The sequence below is a fragment of the Vibrio profundi genome, from assembly GCF_005281835.1.
Classification (GTDB): domain Bacteria; phylum Pseudomonadota; class Gammaproteobacteria; order Enterobacterales; family Vibrionaceae; genus Vibrio; species Vibrio profundi.
Map to the genome: position 1 here is coordinate 707,314 of NZ_RZIS01000001.1, position 22,327 is coordinate 729,640.

25 protein-coding genes are annotated in these 22,327 nt (G+C 42.5%); 17 read left to right on the forward strand and 8 right to left on the reverse strand.

Annotation, left to right across the window (positions count from 1 at the left end; genetic code table 11):
* Positions 1–7 precede the first annotated feature (7 nt).
* The 12 genes from cpaB to ELZ11_RS03340 are packed head-to-tail and all read left to right on the forward strand — an operon-like array spanning position 8 to position 10,672.
* On the forward strand, positions 8–802 hold the full coding sequence (gene cpaB, locus ELZ11_RS03285; protein ID WP_137355938.1) for a Flp pilus assembly protein CpaB: 795 nt from the start codon (positions 8–10) through the stop codon (positions 800–802).
* Between the two features lie 13 nt (positions 803–815).
* A complete protein-coding gene (locus ELZ11_RS03290) occupies positions 816–2,147 on the forward strand; it encodes a type II and III secretion system protein family protein (RefSeq protein ID WP_137355939.1) in 1,332 nt (443 codons plus the stop codon).
* A complete protein-coding gene (locus tag ELZ11_RS03295; RefSeq protein WP_137355940.1) occupies positions 2,144–2,650 on the forward strand; it encodes a hypothetical protein in 507 nt (168 codons plus the stop codon). Before ELZ11_RS03290 ends, ELZ11_RS03295 begins: the two co-directional genes overlap by 4 nt.
* An 11-nt stretch (positions 2,651–2,661) precedes the next feature.
* The gene (locus tag ELZ11_RS03300; RefSeq protein WP_137355941.1) at positions 2,662–3,897 is read left to right on the forward strand and encodes a CpaE/TadZ family protein; all 1,236 of its coding nucleotides are present in this window, start codon (positions 2,662–2,664) and stop codon (positions 3,895–3,897) included.
* On the forward strand, positions 3,897–5,177 hold the full coding sequence (locus ELZ11_RS03305) for a TadA family conjugal transfer-associated ATPase (protein WP_137355942.1): 1,281 nt from the start codon (positions 3,897–3,899) through the stop codon (positions 5,175–5,177). The genes ELZ11_RS03300 and ELZ11_RS03305 overlap by 1 nt, the downstream gene beginning before the upstream one ends.
* Complete coding sequence (locus ELZ11_RS03310) at positions 5,174–6,100, forward strand: type II secretion system F family protein (protein WP_137355943.1); 927 nt, start codon at positions 5,174–5,176, stop codon at positions 6,098–6,100. Before ELZ11_RS03305 ends, ELZ11_RS03310 begins: the two co-directional genes overlap by 4 nt.
* The gene (locus ELZ11_RS03315) at positions 6,100–6,987 is read left to right on the forward strand and encodes a type II secretion system F family protein (protein ID WP_137356250.1); all 888 of its coding nucleotides are present in this window, start codon (positions 6,100–6,102) and stop codon (positions 6,985–6,987) included. Before ELZ11_RS03310 ends, ELZ11_RS03315 begins: the two co-directional genes overlap by 1 nt.
* On the forward strand, positions 6,980–7,708 hold the full coding sequence (locus ELZ11_RS03320; protein WP_137355944.1) for a tetratricopeptide repeat protein: 729 nt from the start codon (positions 6,980–6,982) through the stop codon (positions 7,706–7,708). The genes ELZ11_RS03315 and ELZ11_RS03320 overlap by 8 nt, the downstream gene beginning before the upstream one ends.
* Positions 7,709–7,728: 20 nt before the next feature.
* Entirely contained in the window at positions 7,729–8,259 is a 531-nt protein-coding gene (locus ELZ11_RS03325; protein WP_137355945.1) for a TadE/TadG family type IV pilus assembly protein, read from the forward strand.
* Entirely contained in the window at positions 8,240–8,779 is a 540-nt protein-coding gene (gene tadF / locus ELZ11_RS03330) for a tight adherence pilus pseudopilin TadF (RefSeq protein WP_137355946.1), read from the forward strand. The genes ELZ11_RS03325 and tadF overlap by 20 nt, the downstream gene beginning before the upstream one ends.
* Before the next feature lies 1 nt (position 8,780).
* A complete protein-coding gene (locus ELZ11_RS03335) occupies positions 8,781–10,028 on the forward strand; it encodes a vWA domain-containing protein (protein ID WP_137355947.1) in 1,248 nt (415 codons plus the stop codon).
* An 11-nt stretch (positions 10,029–10,039) separates the two neighbouring features.
* Complete coding sequence (locus ELZ11_RS03340) at positions 10,040–10,672, forward strand: OmpA family protein (RefSeq protein WP_137355948.1); 633 nt, start codon at positions 10,040–10,042, stop codon at positions 10,670–10,672.
* Between the two features lie 68 nt (positions 10,673–10,740).
* Here the strand turns inward: ELZ11_RS03340 and ELZ11_RS03345 are convergent, their stop codons facing one another.
* From ELZ11_RS03345 to ELZ11_RS03365, 5 genes are all read right to left on the reverse strand, one after another.
* On the reverse strand, positions 10,741–11,352 hold the full coding sequence (locus ELZ11_RS03345) for a CDP-alcohol phosphatidyltransferase family protein (RefSeq protein ID WP_137355949.1): 612 nt from the start codon (positions 11,350–11,352) through the stop codon (positions 10,741–10,743).
* A 1-nt stretch (position 11,353) separates the two neighbouring features.
* Positions 11,354–11,992 (reverse strand): ATP-binding cassette domain-containing protein, encoded by a 639-nt coding sequence (locus tag ELZ11_RS03350; protein ID WP_137355950.1) that lies wholly within the window; start codon positions 11,990–11,992, stop codon positions 11,354–11,356.
* Positions 11,958–13,667: an ABC transporter permease gene (locus tag ELZ11_RS03355; protein WP_137355951.1), complete on the reverse strand. Its 1,710-nt coding sequence runs from the start codon at positions 13,665–13,667 to the stop codon at positions 11,958–11,960. Before ELZ11_RS03355 ends, ELZ11_RS03350 begins: the two co-directional genes overlap by 35 nt.
* Positions 13,668–13,687: 20 nt before the next feature.
* Positions 13,688–14,830 carry an ABC transporter substrate-binding protein gene (locus ELZ11_RS03360; RefSeq protein ID WP_137355952.1) on the reverse strand — a complete coding sequence of 381 codons (1,143 nt, stop codon included), beginning with the start codon at positions 14,828–14,830 and terminating at the stop codon, positions 13,688–13,690.
* A 302-nt stretch (positions 14,831–15,132) separates the two neighbouring features.
* Positions 15,133–15,582 carry an META domain-containing protein gene (locus tag ELZ11_RS03365; protein WP_137355953.1) on the reverse strand — a complete coding sequence of 150 codons (450 nt, stop codon included), beginning with the start codon at positions 15,580–15,582 and terminating at the stop codon, positions 15,133–15,135.
* Between the two features lie 189 nt (positions 15,583–15,771).
* On the opposite strand from ELZ11_RS03365, the gene ELZ11_RS03370 reads away from it, so the two are divergent.
* Both ELZ11_RS03370 and ELZ11_RS23725 read left to right on the forward strand, forming a co-directional pair.
* Positions 15,772–16,020: a DUF1289 domain-containing protein gene (locus ELZ11_RS03370; protein WP_137355954.1), complete on the forward strand. Its 249-nt coding sequence runs from the start codon at positions 15,772–15,774 to the stop codon at positions 16,018–16,020.
* A gap of 159 nt (positions 16,021–16,179) precedes the next feature.
* The gene (locus tag ELZ11_RS23725; protein ID WP_167494614.1) at positions 16,180–16,347 is read left to right on the forward strand and encodes a hypothetical protein; all 168 of its coding nucleotides are present in this window, start codon (positions 16,180–16,182) and stop codon (positions 16,345–16,347) included.
* 170 nt (positions 16,348–16,517) lie between these two features.
* Here the strand turns inward: ELZ11_RS23725 and ELZ11_RS03375 are convergent, their stop codons facing one another.
* The 3 genes from ELZ11_RS03375 to ELZ11_RS03385 form a co-directional block, all read right to left on the reverse strand.
* The gene (locus ELZ11_RS03375) at positions 16,518–16,850 is read right to left on the reverse strand and encodes a thiamine-binding protein (protein WP_137355955.1); all 333 of its coding nucleotides are present in this window, start codon (positions 16,848–16,850) and stop codon (positions 16,518–16,520) included.
* Positions 16,851–16,913: 63 nt separating this feature from the next.
* Positions 16,914–17,135: a hypothetical protein gene (locus ELZ11_RS03380; protein WP_137355956.1), complete on the reverse strand. Its 222-nt coding sequence runs from the start codon at positions 17,133–17,135 to the stop codon at positions 16,914–16,916.
* A gap of 221 nt (positions 17,136–17,356) precedes the next feature.
* Positions 17,357–18,583, reverse strand: coding sequence for a DEAD/DEAH box helicase (locus ELZ11_RS03385; protein WP_137355957.1), 1,227 nt, complete (start codon positions 18,581–18,583; stop codon positions 17,357–17,359).
* A 156-nt stretch (positions 18,584–18,739) separates the two neighbouring features.
* On the opposite strand from ELZ11_RS03385, the gene ELZ11_RS03390 reads away from it, so the two are divergent.
* The 3 genes from ELZ11_RS03390 (at position 18,740) to ELZ11_RS03400 (ending at position 22,214) form a co-directional block, all read left to right on the forward strand.
* The gene (locus ELZ11_RS03390; RefSeq protein WP_137355958.1) at positions 18,740–19,366 is read left to right on the forward strand and encodes a LysE family translocator; all 627 of its coding nucleotides are present in this window, start codon (positions 18,740–18,742) and stop codon (positions 19,364–19,366) included.
* A gap of 187 nt (positions 19,367–19,553) precedes the next feature.
* Positions 19,554–19,913: a PilZ domain-containing protein gene (locus ELZ11_RS03395; protein WP_137355959.1), complete on the forward strand. Its 360-nt coding sequence runs from the start codon at positions 19,554–19,556 to the stop codon at positions 19,911–19,913.
* A gap of 216 nt (positions 19,914–20,129) precedes the next feature.
* The gene (locus tag ELZ11_RS03400) at positions 20,130–22,214 is read left to right on the forward strand and encodes an EAL domain-containing protein (protein WP_137355960.1); all 2,085 of its coding nucleotides are present in this window, start codon (positions 20,130–20,132) and stop codon (positions 22,212–22,214) included.
* The last annotated feature ends 113 nt before the right edge of the window (positions 22,215–22,327 follow it).

The window sequence follows — 22,327 nt, forward strand, 5'->3', positions numbered from 1 at the left end:
TTTTCAAGTGAAAAAAAATATTGTAATCGGTATTGCGATTATCGCTATATTATTTGGTTTGTATGGCCTAGCAGGAAATCTATCTAAAGAAGCTGCTGCTCCCGTAGCTGAAGTGGCAGAAAAGACAGAAAAACAACTACAGGTCTGGATGCTCAATCAGGATGTCGAAAAAGGGCAATTGGCTACGCGCGACCAGTTAAATCTTGTATCTATGGGGGAGCGCGATGCAAACCTGAAAGGTGTGACTGACGATATTAAGTTAGATTTTCAATTAGGTACTGTATTCACACAAGCCCTCACAAAGGGGAGTGTAGCGTTTCCTGAACTAATGCTTAGCCCTGATCAAGACGGATATGTCGATCTAGTTATTGCACCAAACCGTGTTCCTTTTGCTATTAAGACACAAGCTGAATCAGTAGTTGGCGGGATTATTTCTCAGGGTAGTTTTGTCGATGTGTTGTCAGTTTCAACACCGGATACATTAATTGTTGAAACAACGACAAGTGGGAAAACTTCGGTTTCCGTGACTCCTATCGTTATGGGCGTCAAAGTTCTGCAAGTGAACAAACAGTTAGTTGAAGCTACGCGCAGCTTACCTGAATCTACAGAAGTTCGCGTGATCGTTGAACTTACGCGAAAACAAGTAGCAAAATTAACCGTTGCTAATCATATATCTCACCTCGAAATACATAAATCGATTGGGGAATATCAAAAATCAGATTTACAAGCTGATGCAGGTGACATACTGCCTGGATTTAAATCGATAGTAGAGTTTAGAGCCGACAAAGTCGTTATTAATTAATTCTAAGGTTAGTATGCGTTTAACTAAATTTAATTGGCTACTTTATATTCTAGCCAGCACCTTATCATTCTCTGTATCTTCACAAACAATTACCAACCTTTCAAAAGGTGGTATGCAGACTATTACTGTACTTTCAGATATTCAATCTGTATTTATTTCTGACCCAGAGATAGCCGATTACCAAGTTATCGATGAACGAAAGGTTGTCGTATTTGGTAAGCAATTGGGTTACGCCTCTCTAGCAGTCTACGGTGCAGAAGGTAAAACGTTAGCATCGAGAAAATTATGGGTAAACCCAAGTTTGGATTATATCCAACAGCAAATTCAAGTCTTATATCCTAACGCCAATGTAGTTGCTGCCAATATTGGAAAACAAGTAGTGCTATCTGGTGTAGTCGCGACTGAAGATGAAAAAGACAAAATTAATGAGTTAGTTGGAACATTGCTCGAAAAATCCAAAGAAGAATACAAGCTCGAATGGGATTTAGGCGAAGACGATAGTCAAGAAATTGAATTTATGAAGCGGCGCTATTTCGATGGAATCGTTAATAACATTGAAGTATCGGCAGTAAAACAGGTCAACGTTAAGCTTTCTATTGCTGAAGTTTCTCATTCTTTCTTAGAAGAGTTTGGCGTGACTTATGGAAGTGAAGGCGCAGGGGCTGGTGTTTTTGTAGACCAATTAACTAACTTCAGTGCTTCTGACATCATTTCTGTCATCACTGCGATTGGAAACGATACGGTTGGTCAGATACTCGCTGAGCCCAATTTATCGGTGATCTCAGGTGAGACAGCAAGCTTTCTTGTTGGTGGGGAACTGCCTGTCGTAACAGTGGTCGATGGAACGACAAATGTTGACTACAAAGAATTTGGTATTCGACTAGAGCTTGCAGCAAAAGTACATGACGATGACAAAATCACTTTAGCATTAATGCCTGAAGTGAGCTCTCTAGATACTCAGTACAGTAATGAATCTTATGATTTGCCTGCACTTAAGACGCGCCGCGCCCGCACTACGGTACAGCTAGGTGATGGCAAAAGCTTTGTTCTTGGTGGTTTGCTTAGCACTGAAGACAAAGAGTCGTTAAAAAAGGTTCCATTCGTCGGCGATATTCCAGTGTTGGGAGCGTTATTTAGAAATTCTGGGACTGAGCGAAGTAAAACAGAGCTGATCATTGTTGCGACCGTTAACTTAGTTAAGCCAATTGATGCAAACCAGATACAACTACCAACGATGAAAAAGACGACTACCCTAGAGCGTTTCTTTGTCGTGGAGCGAGAATATAAACAAGCAAGTTCTATTTGGACGCAGGAAATTATGTCTTCAGGGGGATTCCAGAAATGAAGCGACTTAATAGAACATTAGGCGTTGTTTCGCTGGTACTTGCCGGTGTGTTAAGTGGCTGTGCTGAGAAAGTCCAAGAACGACAGGGGCAAGCGATCAATGTAGTGCCTATTGAGCATCAAGTATCGTTCAAGGCTCAGTCAGTCTCTAAAACCGAAGCGGAGATCAGGCAATTTGTTGACAACAATGTCGCTGTCCTGCTCGAAAAGGGAACTACGCTCACATGGCACGGTGGAAAGGGTAAAGAGTTAGCACGTTTCACTCGTACCTACATGCAAGGCAAAGGGATCAATCACAGTTTGATAGCGATTCAAGAAGCGAAAAGCGATATACAACACGCTTTTGATTTGTCGTTGGCTTATACCGAGTTTCAAGTAGTGAGCCAAGTTTGCTCCTACGAATCGATCGATCACTTCGGACATGGTGAAACTGGCTGTTATGCAGAAAATGCCCGTTGGCAATCGATGGTTAATCCAGAAAAGATGCTGAATAGAAGTCGTTAGGTGAATGATAAATGTTTGATTTAGTTGATATCCTAAAAACCAAGGTCGAAGAAAAAGAAGTCGTTCAAGAACAGATCACTTCAGTGGTATTTCATCAGACCCAAGCATGTATCGATCTTGTAGAAGAAGCCTTTCGTTTTGAAGGTATTCTTCCTCCGTCAATGCTAAATAATTCTGACGAGAACATTAAACAACACGTCCGTGAAGCACACATAGAGATTGCTATTGTCGAGTTGAATGTGAGTCAGAATGTCACTGAAGATATGAAGCGTATTAGTCACCTTCTGCCAAACAGTGCATCAGTGATTGTTATTGGCAGTGAAGATGCAATTTCAACAATCCGTAACCTGAAAGATATGGGTTTCTACTACGTATTTTGGCCGATCTCTAAACAAGAACTTATCGATTTCGTTCGAAATGTTGATAGTAATCGAAAGCTTAATAGCGGTTTAGGTAAAGATAGAACCGCAAAAAAAGTGGCTGTTTGGGGAGCAAAGGGTGGCGTTGGTGCAACTATGCTGACCGCTGAAATAGCTTATGAATTGAGTGCGAAAAAGAAGAGCTCATGTTTGATTGTTGATCACGATTTTCGTGGTGGAAATTTAGACATCTTCTTAGGAGAAAAGCACTTTCAAAAGAAGCCTGTCGCTCCTGGAGCACTTACGGCGAACTTAGATGTAAGTTACGCAAGCAGCATGATCAAAAAGTTGAACGACATGTTAGCCGTATTGGCCGTCGAATCTGACGAACTTAATGAACTGGAGCTGAAAGAATATGCGCGTTCATTGTCCGCTCAAATGGCTGGCCAGTATAACTTTATACTAGAAGATTTATCTCGCTCTTCGAACTCTAAGCTAGACCTTAAATATATTGCAGAACACAACGACATTTTGGCTTTGGTATTAGAACCGACAGTTTCTAGCGTACGTGAATGTAAGCGGGTGCTAACCGCGCTTGATAGCATGGCCGCGAATGTTCGTTGCATTGTTGTTGTTAACTACACCATGGCGGAAAAAGCCGCGACCATTTCTACTGAAGAAATTGGTCAATTCCTCGGGCGCAAAATCGATGTGGTTTGCCCTAATGAGATCCAAGTAGGCAAAATGGTTTTGGAAGGAAAACATATTTACCAACTTGGTTTGCCTATCAGTAAGAGCTTGAACAGGCTGACTTCATTATTGTTAGGCGAAAGTGAACGCCAAGACAGCAAATCAGTATTTAGTAAGATGATGAAGAGGTTCAAATAATGGACCAAGCTAAATCGAACTATGTCGCGATACGTAGCCAGATCTTTGAAGCGCTAGATGCTGAAGCCGTTCAATCTTTGTCTAAAGAGGCGTTAAGTAAGCAGCTAACGAATGCTGTAGAAATGCTGATTGAGACGCTCGGTTTTTCGGTCGCGACGGTTGTCAAAAATGAATACGTTAGAAGCTTAGTCGATGAGTTACATGGCTTAGGGCCTTTACAAAAACTCATGGATGATGATTCGATTAGCGACATTATGATCAATGGTCATGATCATGTGTTCATCGAAAAAAATGGTGTGGTCGAAAGGGCGCCTGTGAGCTTTATCGACGAAGCTCAATTGCTACAAATTGCGAAACGAATTGCGAGCAGAATAGGCCGTCGTGTCGATGATTCTTCACCAACTTGTGATGCTCGCCTTCCTGATGGCAGCCGTGTGAATATTGTAACGCCACCGATCGCGATTGATGGTACTTCAGTATCTATCCGTAAGTTTAAAAAGCAGTCGATTAATTTAAATCAGTTGGTCGACTTTGGCGCGATGAGCCCTGAAATGGCGAAAGTGCTGATGATTGCTTCACGTTGTCGGTTGAATATATTGATTTCAGGTGGCACAGGCTCAGGTAAAACGACCATGCTGAATGCGCTCTCCCAGTATATTTCAGAGAAAGAGCGCATCGTGACGATAGAAGATGCCGCCGAACTTAGGTTACTTCAGCCTCATGTGGTTCGCTTGGAAACACGTACTGCGGGGATTGAAGGTACAGGAGCGATTACTCAGCGAGACTTGGTCATTAACTCGTTACGTATGAGGCCAGACCGAATAATCATGGGTGAGTGTCGTGGTGGCGAAGCATTTGAGATGCTCCAAGCAATGAATACTGGGCACGATGGTTCAATGTCTACCCTTCACGCAAATACTCCTAGAGATGCCATCGCCCGTGTGGAGTCTATGGTGATGATGGCGACAAATAGTCTGCCTCTTGAAGCCATTAGAAGAACCATCGTTAGCGCTGTTGATTTAGTCATTCAAATTAGCCGATTGCATGATGGTAGTCGTAAAGTGATGAGCATTACGGAAGTGGTGGGTATTGAAGGTTCAAATGTCGTATTAGAAGAAATCTTCAAATTCCAGCCTATAATTCAAAGCGAAACCGGTAAAGTCACTGGTCGCTATGTGACCGCCGGAATGATGCAACGATCGGTACTGGTTGAGAAAGCGAAATTCTTTGGTTTAGAAGAGCAGCTTAATAGCGCATTCAAGATTGGAGAGCCGGCGTGATCTATTGGTTAGCGCTGATTTTTGGTGGAATCGCGATGTTAATTGCGTTTTGGCCAAGTAAAAAACAAGAGCGCCATTACTATCTAACCGAAGCCAATAAAACCTTATTTATCGAGTCCATTGATGAGTCGCAGCAAGCGGTCAATTTAAACGCGCTTTCTCGCCAAAATTTGGCCCAAAAAATCAAAAATAAGTTTGCCAATGTCATACGCCAATTGGGTAAATACGCCTACGTTAAGCTGATTGGTTATGTATTTTTGGTCCTGCTGTTAGCCTATTTTATGAATCAAAAGTTCATCAAGGGTGAGCTACTGATCGTGGCGCCGATGATACTGCTACTAGGGATTGGTTTGGGTTACAACTGGCTGCAAAGCAGAGAGCGAAAACTGTTTGAAGAAGCCTTCCCTGATGCACTTAATATGCTAGCAAGCGCGGTGAGCTCTGGTGAGAGTATTATGCACGCCATCATTTATGTCGGTAAGACGCTAGAAGGAGAGGTGGGCAGGGAGTTCAAAAAGATGGGAGAGCGCTTACAGGTAGGGGAGTCGGTAGATTCGGTCTTCAGAAAGTCGATACAGCGTTTTCCATATCCAGCGTTTTACTTCTTTGTGATTACTCTCAGAGCCAACATGCAAAGAGGTGGCCAGCTTAAGCAAGTGATCAACAGGCTCAATCGACTGATGTTTGATTCAAGAGCGATAGATAAAAAGAAATTGGCGTTGACGTCGGAAGCCAGAATGTCGGCAAAGATCGTATCTGCGATACCTGTGCTGTTCATGTTTACTATGCAATATGTCAGCCCTCAAAACTTTGACTTTGTTATGAATGATCCTGCGGGAAAACCCATTCTTTATTATGTATTAGCAAGTGAGTTTATAGGCTTAGCTATTGTATGGGCGCTAATGAAGAGTGTGGAAAAATGATCGACAAGCAAACTCTGATCTTCATTTTACTAGTACTGCTGTTCGCTTGTGTTTTCTATTTTATACACAAAGCTTATCGCGAAGTTAACCGCCGTCGAATGCTGAATAAATTCTCGTTACTTGAAGAGAAAAACAGTGAAGATAGAGAAACGGATAACTTAGATTCTCTAATTGATGGTTTATCTGGATCTTTGGCATCTTCTAAAGACGAAATTGATAAAAAGCTTGATGATGCTGGCATCTATAACTCCAATATTTCTCAATATTACATGTACGTGAAATATGGCTTATTTATCGTAGGAGCTGTTGTTTTCTACATTGTATTATCTAATTTCGAGGTGGTGATCAATCAGATTATCGCAGTCCTAGCGATATGGTTTGTGCTGTGCATTACCGCACCGGATAGCTACTTATCGATGAAACAGAAAGCTTTACGAAGAAAGATATCTAATCAATTACCCTATTTATTGGACTTAATGGCCATTTGTATTCAAACCGGTATGACGATGGAAGCGGCGATGAGCTACCTTGCTCAAGAGATGGAAGGATTTGATAAGGACTTGTCGTATCAACTGAATAAAATTAATGAGCGAAATAAGATCGTTGGGCTTGATGTCGCTTTAGATGAATTTTATGGGCGAATTCCGACACCTGAAGTTAGAAGTTTTATTATGACGCTAAAACAGAGCCTTAAATATGGATCATCTATCTATGACGCTCTGACAACTTTGGCGGCTGATATCCGAGAAGTCAACATGCTAAATGTAGAAGAGAAAATTGGTAAGCTGGCCGCAAAAATGTCTATCCCATTGATTCTATTTATTATGATGCCAATTGTTATCTTAATAACGGCGCCAGGTATTATGAGGGTGATGGCGAATGTATAAGAAATTTATCCTAGTGGTTTTGTCTATTGTGCTTTCCGGCTGTGCGAGTAGTAGTTTAGAAAGCAAAATTTCAGAATCCAAAGAGTCTATGCTTGTCGAAACCAATAACTACGCCAACTTAGTATCGCTTTACAAGCAGTCTTTGAAAGAAAAGGAAGATGTAGTCACCAGAATTAAACTCGCGAAAGCCTATGCCAATTTAGGTGATCACGAATCGAGTTTATTCGTAATACAAAGAGTTAAAGATAAAGCGCAAAACTCTGATGCACTAAAAGTTGAGTGTAACGCCCTATTTGAATTAGGGGACATTAAGGGGGCTGAATCTTGTTTACTTAAAGTTATTAGCCTCGATAAAAATAATGCTGAAGTTGAGAATCAACTAGGAATTGTCTACGCGTATTTGGGCGATATCCCAAAAGCAAAAGCCTATTTTGAATTGTCACGAGAGCACTTTATTGATGATGTAAAAATCAAAAACAATCTAGCGATGATTAATATGCTTGAAGGTAAGTTTAATAATGCGGTTAGCTTGCTACTCCCGATATATACCAATGATAAAAGTAATGGTCGGGTTGAAGCGAATTTGGTTTTTTCATTGGTGAAAATTGGCGAGTTAGAATCAGCAAAGAAAATATTAGCTAAACACTATTCAGACAAAGAAATAGACCAAATAGTTCGCGATATTTCAACGAGCCAATCTGTCAGCATCGAATCAGTTTAAACTCTCGAAAGATAACTTAAATGAATAATATTAAGCGACAAAGTGGTGTTGCATCTATTGAATTTGGTTTGTCATTTTTTGCCTTTTTCTTAATGTGTATTACCTGGGCTGAAATGGGCTATATGTCTTACGTTTCATCTGTCAGTGACTATGCCATTTCTGAGTCGGTAAGAGACGCTAAAGTCGTCATTCAAGAAAACGAACGTTTGGGGTCACAGGCGACTTCGACTCAATTTATGTACGCGTTTAAGCAGTCTATTCAGGCTCAAGGCTCTTTATGGGGAGAGATTATCGACCCAAATAAGTTTCGACTTTCAATTCAATATATCAAGGATATCAATGAGCTCTCTTCCTACACCGGAAGCTGTGAAATTGAAGATGATAATTTGTTTGAGTTGGAGTGTGGTGAGTCGGTCGACAGTGTCATGGCTGTTTATCGTATTGACTATGACTTTACTCCAATGCTGTCGTTGTTAATCGATACTGAAACTTTGTTCTCACGTGAAGTTATCGTGATTCAGGAGTACGAGCGTGACCAATTCAAGATTTAGGCAAAAGGGTACCTTTTCGGTTGAGTTTGCTTTACTCGGCGTCGTATTCGCAACGTTATTAATAATGACTGGCGATGTGATTATTAAACTTTCTGTTCAAGGAAAACTGGATCGTTTGTCCTATTCCATTGTGAATGTATTGAAAGAACGTACTCAACTATTTGGTAAAAATGATTATACCTTGACCCAAGATGATACCGATTCTTTGTACACAGTGGTACAGAGCTCACTCGAGCGCACGATGGGAAATTATAGCGATGACAACCTGTCAGGTAGCTTTGAAATGCTGACTTTTGATTTGAGTGGCTCCCCTCACACGACCACCATTCATCGTGGAGGTGGTTGTACATTGCAACAAACAGTATCAGACCTTCAAGACTTGTCGATGATGACTTCCTGGGGAAGAAGAGCCACTTTGTATCGGGTGACTTTGTGTTACGAAACCGACAACTGGGCTGGTGAGTTGTTCGATATGGACTTCACGACCATTCAATCCTCTTCTGTGATGATGGGAAGGTAAAATGCGAGGCTCTTTAAGGAAGCAGCGAGGCAACGCTGCAATATTATTTGTTCTGCTTATTCCAGGCTTTTACGGTTTGTTTGCGCTAGGGATAGACGGCTCACGCGCTATTCAAAATAGAGCTCGTTTAGGTGATGCGGCAGAAGTCGCCGCACTGGCGTTATCTGCTCAAAATAGTGCAAACGAGCAGCAAAATAACGCGTTAGCTCGTCTGTATGTGGATGCCTATATTCGAGATAAAGAGAACAATGTACCTATGAACATTGTTCGCACCGAGTGCCAATTAACGGACCAAACTGAATGTGAGGGAGGGGCGCGTTACAGCCAGTATGATATTTCAATCACTACCACTCATGAAGCTTGGTTCCCGGGCAATGACAACTTTGTTGGCTTTGAAGAGACCTATTCGGTTACACACGCAGGCACTGCCCGAAAGTACCAAGGCGACTCAATTGATATCGCATTTGTGACGGATTTCTCAGGGTCAATGGGTGATCGTTGGGGAGGCTGGAATGGCAAACCTAAATATCAAGAAGTGCAATCTATCATTGCTGATGTTCTTGTTGAGTTAGAAAAGTTTAATGAAGAAAGTACCGACCCAGATGAACTCAATAAGGTCGCATTAGTCCCATTCGCTGTCTATACGGTGGACGGAGTTGGCGAACGCTGCAGGAGTGGAAGAAAATATATTTACTACTCTGATCAGATTGTTCGGGGGAATGGGACTAATAATACGGCTAAAAAAACAGTGGCGGATTTGTGGAAAGTTAAATCGCCAAAAGTACGCTGCGATTATCCATCGGACTATGATTACCATACCACTTCCTTGACCACTGATTTTCAAAGTGTAGAGGATGAAATATACAGTTTCTCACCCGATGGTGGCACTGCCTCATACCAAGGAATTATTCGAGCGGCTCAGGTGTTGAAAGCCACGCAAGACCCAAATCCACGAAGGTTGATCGTGATACTTTCTGATGGTGACGACAATGATTCAAATTTAGCCAGTAAATTAGTCAATCAGGGTATGTGTACCGAAATCATAAAGGGGTTGAGTGAAGATACCACCGCAACTGGCCGTCCTGTCACAGCACAAATGGCGCTGATCGGTTTCACCTATGACGTTAGTGATAACGAAGCGCTGGCTAGATGCGTGGGTGAAGATAACGTATACGACGCCTCTGATCCTGATGAGCTGTTAGAAATTATTTTAAATCTTATCTCGGAAGAGATTGGACATATCAAGTAGTAGGAAAGTAAATGAATAAGTGCAAAGCCGTGTTAATCGTAGTGGCGATATTGGCTCACGCGAATATAGCTATCGCCTCAGACAAAGAAAGTATGTTGAATGAGTACTGCGCAAAGTCTGGAGTCGATATAGAACGAACGATAAAAGTAGGCTCTCCAATCGCAGTCGTTCCTAATGCTGGGCCATTTTCGATGATTGAAACGGAAAGTCAGTTAGATCTCAATTCAGATTTGAAAACGTTTTTGACGGGTGAGGTCGGGCTTAGCCAAAATTGTAGCGAGTTCTTAATCGTCAATGGTCAGCTGGAAGGTAATCAATCCGGCGACCCACTGGCTAGAGTGTATTTCGACTTTGACCAATCGAAATTGACTGACGCGTCTATATATATTTTAAATAAGATCGTTAAGTTAGCTTCATTGTCAGACAGCCAATTTTTACTCAATGGACATACAGATAGCATTGGCTACACTGAATACAATGCCGCACTTGGTGAAAGGCGTGCAGAATCCGTTGGTTTCTACTTGCAGTCAAAAGGTGTAAGCGAGGTGGGTATTTCATCGAGTGGTGAAACCGATCCAATCGCAAGTAACACAACAGCGGAAGGTAGAGCGAAAAATCGTCGGGTGGAAATCATGACAAATTAAATTTGATGAAAAAGAGATACGCGCGGAAGCGTATCTCTTTTTCATTTCCAATAGATACAGCTGACTATTTAGCTTGTTTTTAACGTTCTAAAACCAAAATAGATACGCATGAAAGTGGTGAGCCAGCATGCTGCACCAAAGGTATAAGCGATAACTGAAAAGTGCTGTGGGAACAAACAGAAGAGTATAAAGCAACCAATGGTTTCAGTACCTTCCGTTAACCCCGACATGTAATACAGTGACTTATGTTTATAGACAGGGTTCTCGATGCCTTGTTTTCCCGCCATCACCGCAAACGCCAGAAAGCTGCTTCCAGTTCCGATAAATGAGAAAATTAAGAATGCCCCTGCAATCGCATTTTGCTCTGGAGCGGCAATGACAAATCCAAACGGAATCAGTGAATAGAAAAGAAAATCTAAGCTGATATCTAGAAAGCCACCAGCATCACTGATGCCTTGAATTCGTGCTAAAGCACCGTCTAGGCCATCGCACACTCTATTTAAAATGATGAAAAGTAGCGCTAAATCATAATGTTGAAAAGCAAGGGCTGGAAAAGCGAAACAACCTAATAAAAAGCCGAAAACGGTCGTTTGGTTCGCAGTTACCCTAAATTTATTCAGCACTGTCGCCGCTTGAGTGAGTGGCCATTTGATTACTTTGATTGCGTATTTATCTAACATCTTAATTTGTCCAAGGCCAAGTCAGTACTTTTGAATTCTCTGGTATATCTGCTTCGTCATGCGTCACCATTAAAGCTGGCACATTTGCTTTTTTGACTTGCTCAAATACCCAGTCGCGAAATTGCCCCCTTAGTTCTTTATCCAACTTACTAAAAGGTTCGTCGAGTAGCACAAGCTTGGGTTTGGCCAATAGCATGCGCGACAAACTGATACGAGCGCGCTGTCCTCCAGATATTTGCTCTGGATATGAGTTGGCAAGGTCGACTAAGGATATAGCTTGCAGTGCGCGTAACGCGTGCTCTTTCCTTTGCTCTTTTTTAATAGAATTAGGTAGGGCAAAGGCAAGGTTTTCCCAGACCGTGAGGTGGGGGAAAAGCAAATCGTCTTGGAATAAGATCCCAACTTCACGTTTGTGTGCCGGAAGTTCATTTAGCGACGCTTCTTCTAATGTTAACTCGCCACTGAAAGAAAACTCACTTGAGAGATGGCCTGCTACTACATTTAGCAAAGTCGACTTACCGCAGCCACTGGGGCCCATTAGGCTTAACACCTCTCCTTTATCGATTGAGAAACTGACAGGTTCAAACAGTGCTTCGCCGCTGCGTTTATGGATGACGAGGTTTTTTAGACAAAGACTCATTATTAGTAGAACTCGTGATAATAGAAGTTGATGGGCGTCTTTTTAGTTTGGATACAGTGACAGCCAAGCTAAAGAAAATTAAAGGTAAAAGTGCCTGCCAAATCGCGTAAATAGCGGTAACGCGTCTGTCGAAACCACTTGATAAAGCCACTGCTTCGGTCGTAATTGTACTGACTCTTCCTGCACCAAGCACGAGCGTTGGAAGGTATTGAGCTAAGCTGACACTCATCCCGACCGCCCAAGCAAAGGCTACCGCTGACATTAAGATCGGTAACTTTATATGGAGCCAGGCATATAAAGGGCTCTTACCCATACTCAGTGCCGCTTTAATATAGCTTTGGTCAAAGCTTTTCCAAGGGCCATCGAGTGCCAAATAAACGAATGGGAAAGCGAAGAAAACATGAGACCAAATGACCCAAAATAGATAACTATTGCTTGAAATCACTAGGCTAACGACTTGTAACCCAAATAAGACTGACAATTGAGGCACCAACATTGGGATTGCGATGATATAACCAGGAAGCGCGAAACGATATTTTAAGCGATACTCGTGGGCGATCAGCGCCAAAATTAGTGCGGCGGTTGCACTTGCGAAGGCAATAATCAAACTGTCGTTAATTGTGGGTAGAACATTGTCCCACTCGATCAACCAAAATCGTTCACTGAATCGGCTTGGTACTAAATCAGGGAAGCGCCAGCGGTGGGCAACGCTCCATATCGCTAACACTGGAACAATTAACGCACTGATACCAAGTACGGTTAAGAAAAAGGTGCCACCAGGTAGCGATGATCCATAACGCCCGGAGTATTGCCAACTACGCCAGTATCGAATGACAACCCATTCAATCAGTCTCGCTAGAGTGATTAATACACTGGCAAGAATAAATAGAACCACAGCGCCTGCTGCCGCTCTTGGCAATAGGTTTAGATCTGGATCATTGAACCACTGCCATACTAATACAGCAAAAGTAGGAGGGTTGGTTGGGCCTATGATTAACGCGATATCCACTACCGACAAGCTATAAGCAATCACAGCCAGCATCGGAAAACGCATTTTGCTAAACCATTGTGGGAACACACACTTCCACCACATTTGATGCCGGTTATACCCTAGTGAAGCACTGACTTTAGTGACTTGCTCGACTCGAAGTTGGCTCAGAATTGGGATGCTCATTAATAGTAGAAAAGGTACTTCCTTGATAGCCAGGGCGAGTGCAAGCCCAAAGCCATATTGATCTTTGATCAACCAGCTTAATTCGGCACCTTGGTTTACCCAGTCATTGCCTTCGAATAGCGTAGAAGCTAAACGAGCGATGATACCGGTGGGAGAGAAAAGAAATGCAAAGCCAATCGCGAAGGCGACATGTGGCATGGCCAATAATGGAGAAAGACTGGTTTCTATACGTTGCCAGACTTTAGTAGCCCAGCATTTCTGGAGAATGGCGAAAGTGATTAAACATGCCAAATAGCTGGAGAATAGCGCAGAGAAGATGGTGATGCCTATGGAAGTTCCAACACCTTCCCAGCTAAAAACTTGTGTAAACCCAGCAAACGAAAACTGCGTGAGTCCTATCGGTGGAATGTAGCCGAACGCTGATAGTAGTACACCACTTATCCCTGGGATAGTTGGCAATACAGCGATTAAAATAACACCAATATAAAGCAGTCGTAACATCGTTTACTGAGTCTTAATGATTAATTACCGTAGCGTTTCAGCCACTCTTTCTCGATAGCCGCCTGCCAACTAGGGTGAGGTTCGTCTACAGATTTAAATTGTTGAGTGTTTTTAGCTGAGCCTTCTAAGTATTTGCTGCTTAACACTGAAGGATCACCCCAAACGTTAAGGTCGCCTTTGCGTGATTGTGCTTCAGGGCTCAGTAAAAAGTTGACGGCAACTAACGCGCCTTCACGAGCTGCTGCATTCCAAGGGATTGCTAAGAAGTGAATGTTCGACAACGCACCATTATCCATTGCATAAGCTTTGGTTGTATCTGCGAGTTTTCCGCTAACTTGCGAAGAATATACGGCATTCGGATTAAAAGTAATAGCCAGATCCAGTTGACCATCATCTAAAAGTTGGATGCTCTCCGCAGTTCCTGCTGGGAATTGTTTACCATTTCGCCATGCAACCTTATGGAATTCGTCTAAATATCTCCATAGCGGTTGAGTTACCTCAGAAAAGTTTTGCTCGCTGACAGGCTTGTAAAGCGCTGGGTCATTGTTAGTGAGTTCAAGTACTAAGGCTTTCAGGAAGCTAGTTCCATGGAATTCTGGTGGGCGTGGGTAGCTTAAACGGTTAGGAAAAGCTTTCGCGTAACTCAGCATCTCTTTAAAAGAACGTGGTGGGTTGTTTAAGGTTTTTTCGTCATGAATGAAGACCAGTTGACCAAGGCCCCAAGGTGCTTCTAAGCCATTGGTTGGTTCCGAAAAGTCTAGAGTGACAGGTAAAGATTTATCAACATATTGCCAGTTAGGAAGCTGTTCTACGAATGGCCCGTGAAGCAATTCGTTGTCTTTCATTGATTTGAAGTTTTCGCCATTGATCCATACAAGGTCGACGCTACCGCCTGTCGATTTACCTGCCGCTTTTTCTGCAATTAGGCGAGGGGTTGTTTCTGCAATGTCTGACACTTTTACATGCTTTAACGCGACGCCATGTTCACGTTGTAGTTTTTTAGCTGCCCATTGAATGTAGTTGTTAATTTCTTGGCTGCCACCCCAAGCGTGAAAGTAGACAGTTTGCCCTTGGGCTTTATCTTCAACTGTGCGCCAGTCTTCATCTTGAGCGAGTGAATGTGAGCTTAAAAATAAACCCAGTAAACAAAGCAGTTTTTTCATAGTGTGTTCCATTCAATTGGTTTGGAGCAGCATCATGCTGATATCGAATTTTGGTTTTTGTAATGGCAATTAATCTAACGAAGTGTGAGTGCGTTAAACTAATAATAATAGATTCAATCAATTACAACTGAAGCTAAGCGTAACATCATTTTTACAAGATGTAGGCTAAAGACCGTGGTCAGAGAAGAAAAATTTCATTAATGCGCTGAATTTGTTACGGGTAGTCACTTAAGGCGGGCTTATAAACAAAAAAGGCGCCAAGCTATTGCTTGCCGCCTAAGGAATCTTATTGGTTGGAACGATTAGTTCACCCAATCACGTAGCGTATAAGTTAACGTGTGAGTATCATTTTTTAGTTCAAGCGTATCTTTGGTAAGCGTGATGTCGCTCCAGTCTGATAATGTCGCAGACACTGTGCGTTCGATTTCCATTGCGCCGTCTGGGCACATTTTCATCGTCATACCCATCTGCTTGATACGGAACTGACCTTCTTCGTTTAGCTCAGCTTGACCAAAAAAGTTATTACAGCCAGCGTTACCGTTAGCGGTCATTTTCTCAGCCACTTCTAGACGAGGTGCTTCTTGGTGTTCACCAATAGTAATGTCGTTACCGTCGATTTGCGTAAGCTGCCAGTTATGGTGTTGTAGATCGGTTGGGGTCACTTGCGTCACATTGTCACCGTTACTTGCACATGCGGCTAATAGCATTGGAAGAGTTGAGATTGCCAGTAATTTTTTTGAACTAAACTTCATAGTAATAGGCTCCGATAGAAGTATATCTGTAGCATTCAATTCATGGCTACTTGATTGAGGAGAAGTATAGTTAATAAAACACTGTTTTTGTCAGCATGAGGTCATAGTTTCGTATGGATCACAGCTTCCTTAAGTGAAAATCAGCTTGTTATATTTTTACGCTATGGTGGTCGAGTAAAGGAGGGCACTATGGAACAATTAGAATTCTTTCAAGTACCTAGCCCATGCGTAGGCGTTTGTACTGTAGACAATAAAGGCTATTGTCATGGCTGCATGAGAAAACGTGAGGAGCGTTTCGGATGGCTTACTATGACACCTGCTGAGCAGTTGCATGTTATTAAGCTATGCAGGCAGCGCTATCGTAGAAAAATGGCCAAACAGAAACTGGAAGCAACAGAAGTACAAGAGCCCCAAAGCCCGCAACAAGACCTTTTTTGAACTTCCGTCCAAGGCACTCCAAACCGCCCGATTTCTTAACTATTCACCAATATGAGAAGGTTTGATGCGTTACGCGTAGAGTTACTTATAACAACTGCTTTACATGTTTTGAGCTTTGTATTAATAAAAGATATGCAGTGAATGTTGTGAGGAGTAGTGATGAATAAACGAAACGACAAATTGAATCGAACTCCTAAATGTCCAGCTAGTGAGCCGAAGCGTCTTGATGAGCAGGAAAATCACATTGATACTTTAGACTGGGATTTAATGTCAGAGGAACAGCAACAAGATATATTAGATCACCTTCGAGATATGCCTTTTCAATAATGCAGGCGGTGAACACCGCTTGTTGACTTGTCCTTCTTCCCAACCCTCAATCAACGACTCATCGTTTTCTATAGCCTGACGACGTAGAAATGTGATTCCACGTCGTCAGGCTATAACGTTAATTTTGGCGTAGTGGTGCTTATTTCAGAGCTAAACCGGAAAGAGTCGGTTTATACGAACATGTGGTTAGCTTTTGTGACACCGCGGTGGTAGGTGCAGAAAGTATCATCGGCAGCGTTAGTTTTGCTATGGATTTTGATATTAGTGATAACTTCAACCGCACCAGCATCGTAACACGCTTGTTCAGCACGCTTTACAATGTCTAGAAGTGTATTGAGTTCGCCTTTCATCGTAGTTTCCATTGCGCCAACTTGAAAGGGTACGTTTGCCTCTTTTACTACTGCAATCGCTTTATCAACCACTTCAAAATTATTGCCTTCCTTTAGTCTTGGGATAACTTGAAAGGCAACCATCACTTCTTTTTCACGTGTAATTTCAGACATAACAGTTCATCAATTCTCGAAATAAAATATGCCGAGAATCATAGGGTAAACCTAAACGAATTGCTACTTGTTGCCCCAGTGATCGCTCACCCAGCCGCCAATATGTTCGTCGAAATGATTACCTGAGAAACGCTGATTACGCTCAACAGAAGACTCGCATTCAGGTTTACTATCGAGAAGGGTTTGAATGTAATTTGCCATCGGGTCATTAGAGAGTTGGCGCTCTCGTCGCGTTGCGACTTCTTTTATCAGTTGTAGGCGATAAGTAGAGCTGGCACGTTTCATTTTAATGACCTCCCGGTTGTGATTACTAATAGAAAAAACTAGTAGTCGGTTGGAGTAGCGTCAACGTGCTTTAGAAGTATTTTTTAACGTTTGTTTGGTTATCAGTAGCTTGCCAAGATAATCAATTTTGAGACACAGTTTAGATTGTCGAAAGTTGCAATAAATCTGTCATTTAAGCGCGGTTTTTCGGGCTTATCTTATAAAATAAGCCCGAATGGTAATTATCGGCTGTTTTTGCCTTTAAATTGCTTGATGCTTTTTTTCTTGGCGCTACGACGATTCGCTTGTTTGTCTCTTGCTGGGCGCTTGCGCTCACCGGATGTTGGTTTATCTGTTACAGGAAAGTCAGCTAGATTTTCAAGTGTTAACTCACGTTGCGTTAATTCACGGATAGCACTTAATGCGTCGCTCTCACTATGGCAAACCAAAGAAATAGCGAGGCCGGTTTGTCCCGCTCTAGCGGTTCGGCCAACTCGGTGCACATAAACGGGAGCGCTACTTGGTAACTCAAAATTGATCACAACGGGAAGTGAATCCACATGAATGCCGCGAGCGAGTAAATCTGTGGCCACGAGAACTTGTACTTTATGATCCTTAAACGATTGCAGCGTTTGTTCTCTTTCTTCTTGGCTTTTATTCCCATGAAGAGCAGCGACGGTAATACCCGCTTTACTTATCTTCTTGGTTAACGCATCCGCGTTGTCTTTTGCTCCAATGAAGACCAATACCTGCTTCCACGAATTGTCTTTGATGAGAGCAATGAGAGCTTGGGCCTTGCTGCCTTTATTAACCAAGTAAAGCGTTTCGTTAACTGAGTCTACAACGCTGTTAGTAGCATTAGCTTCTAAACGAGTCGGATTAAACAAGATTTGATTGACCGACTGGTTGAGTGTGTCAGGCAAGGTTGCTGAAAACAGTAATGTTTGCTTGTTCGCAGGTAATAACTGAATTAGCTTTTGAACATCTGGCCAGAATCCCATTTCGAGTAGCCTATCTGCTTCATCTAATACAAGTTGTTCAATGTGACGAATATCGATGGCTTGCTGGTTAATGAGATCGAGTAATCGACCTGTGGTAGCAACGACGATTTGTGGCCGTTTTTTTAATTGCTCTAACTGAACGTCTTTATCCACTCCGCCAACAAGTACAGCGAGGCGTACACCAATAGGTTGTGCGACTTCATTTATCGCTGTGTATACCTGATGCGCTAATTCTCGAGTTGGAACGAGTACAAGCGATTGGATGGTTGAGGCATCCTGCTTAGTTTGGTCTACGAGCGGTAACCCAAACGCTAACGTTTTTCCGCTTCCCGTCTGCGCTAAGGCGAGTACGTCCTTTTTTTCGAGCGCTGGGGGAATGGCTAGTCTCTGGATCTGCGTGGCCGTTTTCAGTGTTTTTGGTAAAGCTGCGACTAACGCAGAGCTAAGGTTAAGCTCAGAAAAAGACATAGTTTCGGTTCGATTGGAAATGGGATGCCGAGTCTATCAGCTGTGCACAATATGTAAAACAATAGGGGGAGTCTACTCAATATCGGCTTTCATATTGTAATCGATGAGTTGCCCAGTAGAATGCTCCGAGCTAACTAAGTAATAGAAGAGTGAATAATGAGCATTGAGAGTATTTGGCTGTTTATCGTAATCGTATTTTTTATCGCGGTGATTCCCGGGCCAAATGCGTTACTGGTGCTAAGCACGGCGTTGACTCAGCGTAAGCTGTTCGCTTTCATTAATATTTTAGGCGTGTCGCTTGGCTTCTTGTTTCATGCATTTATTTCCGCCAACGGAATTAGTTTGCTACTTACTCAAACGCCAATAGCTTTTCAGGCGTTAAAGTGGGTTGGGGTGCTCTATCTTGTGTGGTTAGGGGCAAATCACTTTAAAGCGGCGCATAAAGCACAAGATGGGGTGCTTAGTATTGTGAGTGCTTCTGGGCAGAAGTTACGCCAACATTTTGTTAAAGGGCTGCTAACCAACTTGCTTAATCCTAAGATAGTACTTTTTTACCTTTCTATCTTTCCTCAGTTTGTTTCAACCGACGATGTTATCGCTGATAGTTTGTTGTTAGGTGCCATTCAAGCCGTAGTCGTGGCGAGTTGGTTTCTGGTTGTGATTATCATGGCTGATATGTTCAAACGTCTTTTGACCCAACGCAGAACATCACAAGCTTTAAATACGGTGTGTGGGTTGATATTCATAGGGTTTAGTATTCAACTTGCAATCTTTCAGTTGTGAGCTCTCCAAATTGAGATTTATCTAACAATTCTCCGGTGATTTGGGCGTTCAAGGTGAATTTATTATCAATACTGACTAAAGTTTTATTAATTATGGTCGAAATTATAAGTTGAACTAATGTATGCCCATGAAGTGATCGAGCACGGTAGCGAATACTCACTTTATGGTAAGGGAATGGAGCATCACTATGAGTGAAGAGTCTTTCGCACAGAAGCGTCAGTATTATCGTTTGAAGTACCCAAAACGAGCGCGTCCGCTCATGCGTGTAGATGACGAACTTTTTCATGTCAGTGAAGTCTCGGAAAAAGGGGTTCGATTACTGATTCGTAATCTCGCTTCTTTCTATCGCGGATTGTCCATGGTTGGGACTTTAAACTTACATGACCACAGCACAGTGAAGGTGAGTGGGGCTGTACTTAGATTTGATGGCGACGAAGTGATCTTACAGTTGTCCAAAGGCCCAAGCTTTAAAGATATGGTGTCTGAGCAGCGACACATTCGCCAAAAATACCCGTCATTTTTTGCTAGCCAGAAAGCAGTCGCGTAAACGCATTAATAAGAAAATGGAGGCTTTATAGCCTCCATTTTTGATCTTAGCCTATCCATCACTATCTTTTGCCTTATCGCTTTTAACCGTTTTCATTCGAAGTACTTATCAATCAAGTTGCAATAATTTGTTTCGATCTTGCACTAAATCATGATTAGCAAACGTTTAATCAGTATAATCGCCGATTAAATGTTGAGTTAGGGCTAAGAGTGACAGATGAGTCTTGAAATCGCGTTGCAAAAACCACATCACCATTGGAAAGGATTGAAATCGGTACTGGCGATTCAAATGTTGGCCATACGTGAGGGCTTACTGTGGATATTGCCTTGCTTGATGATCTCGTCTTTGATTCTGTTCGTTGCCTCAATCGGTGAATTTACCGTAGGCAAAGACACTTATTGGGTCGAGACGTTATATCGTTCTTACTATGAACTGAACAATGTTTTCCCTATCTTGCTCACTGCCGCGCTGTCTTACATTTTAGCGATGCAGTGGCGTTTGCCTCGTCCACCTATCGCTTTGATTTCCATTGTTTACTTGGCGCTATTTCATCAATCGTTTCAAGATGCTCAAGTTACACTGACCTTTGAATTGATCATTTCAGTTCTAACACCGCTCTATACAATCCCTTTGATTGCGTTTTTCTATCGTAAGAAGTGGCTCAAAGTCATTTCAAGTGATCAAATAGGTAAAACTGTTAAAGACTCTCTTAACTTAATCGTCCCGTCGATTATCACCGGTATTTTGATGATGGTGGTAAGTTGGGGGCTAATCAGTGTGATAAGTGCGTTGCTTAATTTTGGTGGGTTGGAATACCAATACCAAAATTCAGCGCTAAATTTTGGGTTCCTTTATACCATCTTTAATTCGTTTTTATGGTTTATCGGTATTCATGGCTATTACGCGCTAATGCCTTGGATTGAAGTGCTACAGCAAGCGGTTCCCGATGCTTCAGAGGCAGCGTTAGGGACAGGGGCTGTAAACTATTCGATGATGGCCGTGTTTGTGTTCATTGGTGGTTGTGGGGCGACATTAGGTTTAGTGATATCTTTATTGTGCTTTTCACGTGATCGCGCTTTTCGGCTGATCGCGATGGCCGCTCTCCCTTTGGTACTGCTCAACATTAATGAAGTTTTGCTGTTTGGCTTACCGATTATTTTTAACCCGCGCCTTTTTTGGCCTTTTGTGATTGCGCCAGTCGTAAACCTGTATATTTCCCATGCTGTATTGACTGCTGGTTGGGTTACGATTCCAAGCGTTGTCATGCCTTTTAGTAGTCCTATTTTCCTCAACAGTTGGCTAGCCACTCAAGGCGATCATGGTGCTGTGTTGCTTCAACTTATATTGGTGGTGGTTAACGTCGCGATTTACACGCCATTTGTATTGCGTATGAACAAGGTTAACCGTTCAAATCAGATCTCCTTTCCGTTTTTCGATTCCAGCTATTCACGACGTCGTGAAGAGGCTGACGTACTAAGCGCAGATAAAGTGGTGCAAAAAGTGGAGCGTCAGACAGAAATTGTCGAATTGGAGCAAGGGTTAAGGCGTTACAGTCAGATCGATTTCTGCATGGAGTATCAACCACAGGTTCAGCAGAGAACAGGCGCTGTTATTTCATGTGAAGCGTTAATTCGAGCTAAAGACCCAGTAACCGGTGAGCTGATTTATCCCGGCGCTTTTCTTCCTTATTTCGAGCAGGCGAACATGATGGCAGACATCGACTTATGGGCGGTCAAAAAGGTGGTTTCTGATCTTAAAGTTGCCAAGTTAACCGGTGTAGTGGTTGAAACGAGCATCAATATCACTCCAGACACTTTGTTGAATCGCGATGTCATGAAGCGCATCTGTCGTACTATTGAGCCTGTTGCCGAATGGGTGAATATTGAAATTACCGAAGAGAGCTTATTGGCCGATAAAGAAAAAGTATCTCGGTCGCTTACCAATTTGCGTGCTTTGGGCTGTAAGATCTCTATTGATGACTTTGGTGTTGGTTATTCTTCGTTAAGTTACCTTAGTCAGTTTGATGTGGATGCAATCAAGATTGATCGTAGTTTTGTGTTGTCGCTGGATGAAGAGAAAGGCAGGAAAGTCTTTTACGCTATGTTGAAAGTGGCGCAACAGCTAGAACTAGATTGCGTTGTTGAAGGGGTTGAAACCCAACAGCAGCTTGACTTGATCCCAGCCTCTCACTCGATTTCTGTACAAGGTTGGTACTACTCTAAATCCCTTTCTCTGGAAGCGCTGATGGATTATGTGAAAACATCTACCGAGTTGAAGCCGCTAGAGCCGCAACGAGGTTAGTTAGGAGCATCAGTCAGTAATAGAGGTATTGATGGTCTTTGGATGGCGAAAAATAAAAAAGCCAAATCATAATGAGTGATTTGGCTTTTTTGACTCTGTAGTTCTAGTGGTCA

Coding starts and splice junctions, on each gene's coding strand:
- ELZ11_RS03290 (WP_137355939.1), top strand. CDS start 816: ATGCGTTTAACTAAATTTAATTGGCTACTTTATATTCTAGCCAGCACC.
- ELZ11_RS03295 (WP_137355940.1), top strand. CDS start 2,144: ATGAAGCGACTTAATAGAACATTAGGCGTTGTTTCGCTGGTACTTGCC.
- ELZ11_RS03300 (WP_137355941.1), top strand. CDS start 2,662: ATGTTTGATTTAGTTGATATCCTAAAAACCAAGGTCGAAGAAAAAGAA.
- ELZ11_RS03305 (WP_137355942.1), top strand. CDS start 3,897: ATGGACCAAGCTAAATCGAACTATGTCGCGATACGTAGCCAGATCTTT.
- ELZ11_RS03320 (WP_137355944.1), top strand. CDS start 6,980: ATGTATAAGAAATTTATCCTAGTGGTTTTGTCTATTGTGCTTTCCGGC.
- ELZ11_RS03325 (WP_137355945.1), top strand. CDS start 7,729: ATGAATAATATTAAGCGACAAAGTGGTGTTGCATCTATTGAATTTGGT.
- ELZ11_RS03335 (WP_137355947.1), top strand. CDS start 8,781: ATGCGAGGCTCTTTAAGGAAGCAGCGAGGCAACGCTGCAATATTATTT.
- ELZ11_RS03340 (WP_137355948.1), top strand. CDS start 10,040: ATGAATAAGTGCAAAGCCGTGTTAATCGTAGTGGCGATATTGGCTCAC.
- ELZ11_RS03345 (WP_137355949.1), bottom strand. CDS start 11,352: ATGTTAGATAAATACGCAATCAAAGTAATCAAATGGCCACTCACTCAA.
- ELZ11_RS03350 (WP_137355950.1), bottom strand. CDS start 11,992: ATGAGTCTTTGTCTAAAAAACCTCGTCATCCATAAACGCAGCGGCGAA.
- ELZ11_RS03355 (WP_137355951.1), bottom strand. CDS start 13,667: ATGTTACGACTGCTTTATATTGGTGTTATTTTAATCGCTGTATTGCCA.
- ELZ11_RS03360 (WP_137355952.1), bottom strand. CDS start 14,830: ATGAAAAAACTGCTTTGTTTACTGGGTTTATTTTTAAGCTCACATTCA.
- ELZ11_RS03365 (WP_137355953.1), bottom strand. CDS start 15,582: ATGAAGTTTAGTTCAAAAAAATTACTGGCAATCTCAACTCTTCCAATG.
- ELZ11_RS03370 (WP_137355954.1), top strand. CDS start 15,772: ATGGAACAATTAGAATTCTTTCAAGTACCTAGCCCATGCGTAGGCGTT.
- ELZ11_RS23725 (WP_167494614.1), top strand. CDS start 16,180: ATGAATAAACGAAACGACAAATTGAATCGAACTCCTAAATGTCCAGCT.
- ELZ11_RS03375 (WP_137355955.1), bottom strand. CDS start 16,850: ATGTCTGAAATTACACGTGAAAAAGAAGTGATGGTTGCCTTTCAAGTT.
- ELZ11_RS03380 (WP_137355956.1), bottom strand. CDS start 17,135: ATGAAACGTGCCAGCTCTACTTATCGCCTACAACTGATAAAAGAAGTC.
- ELZ11_RS03385 (WP_137355957.1), bottom strand. CDS start 18,583: ATGTCTTTTTCTGAGCTTAACCTTAGCTCTGCGTTAGTCGCAGCTTTA.
- ELZ11_RS03390 (WP_137355958.1), top strand. CDS start 18,740: ATGAGCATTGAGAGTATTTGGCTGTTTATCGTAATCGTATTTTTTATC.
- ELZ11_RS03395 (WP_137355959.1), top strand. CDS start 19,554: ATGAGTGAAGAGTCTTTCGCACAGAAGCGTCAGTATTATCGTTTGAAG.
- ELZ11_RS03400 (WP_137355960.1), top strand. CDS start 20,130: ATGAGTCTTGAAATCGCGTTGCAAAAACCACATCACCATTGGAAAGGA.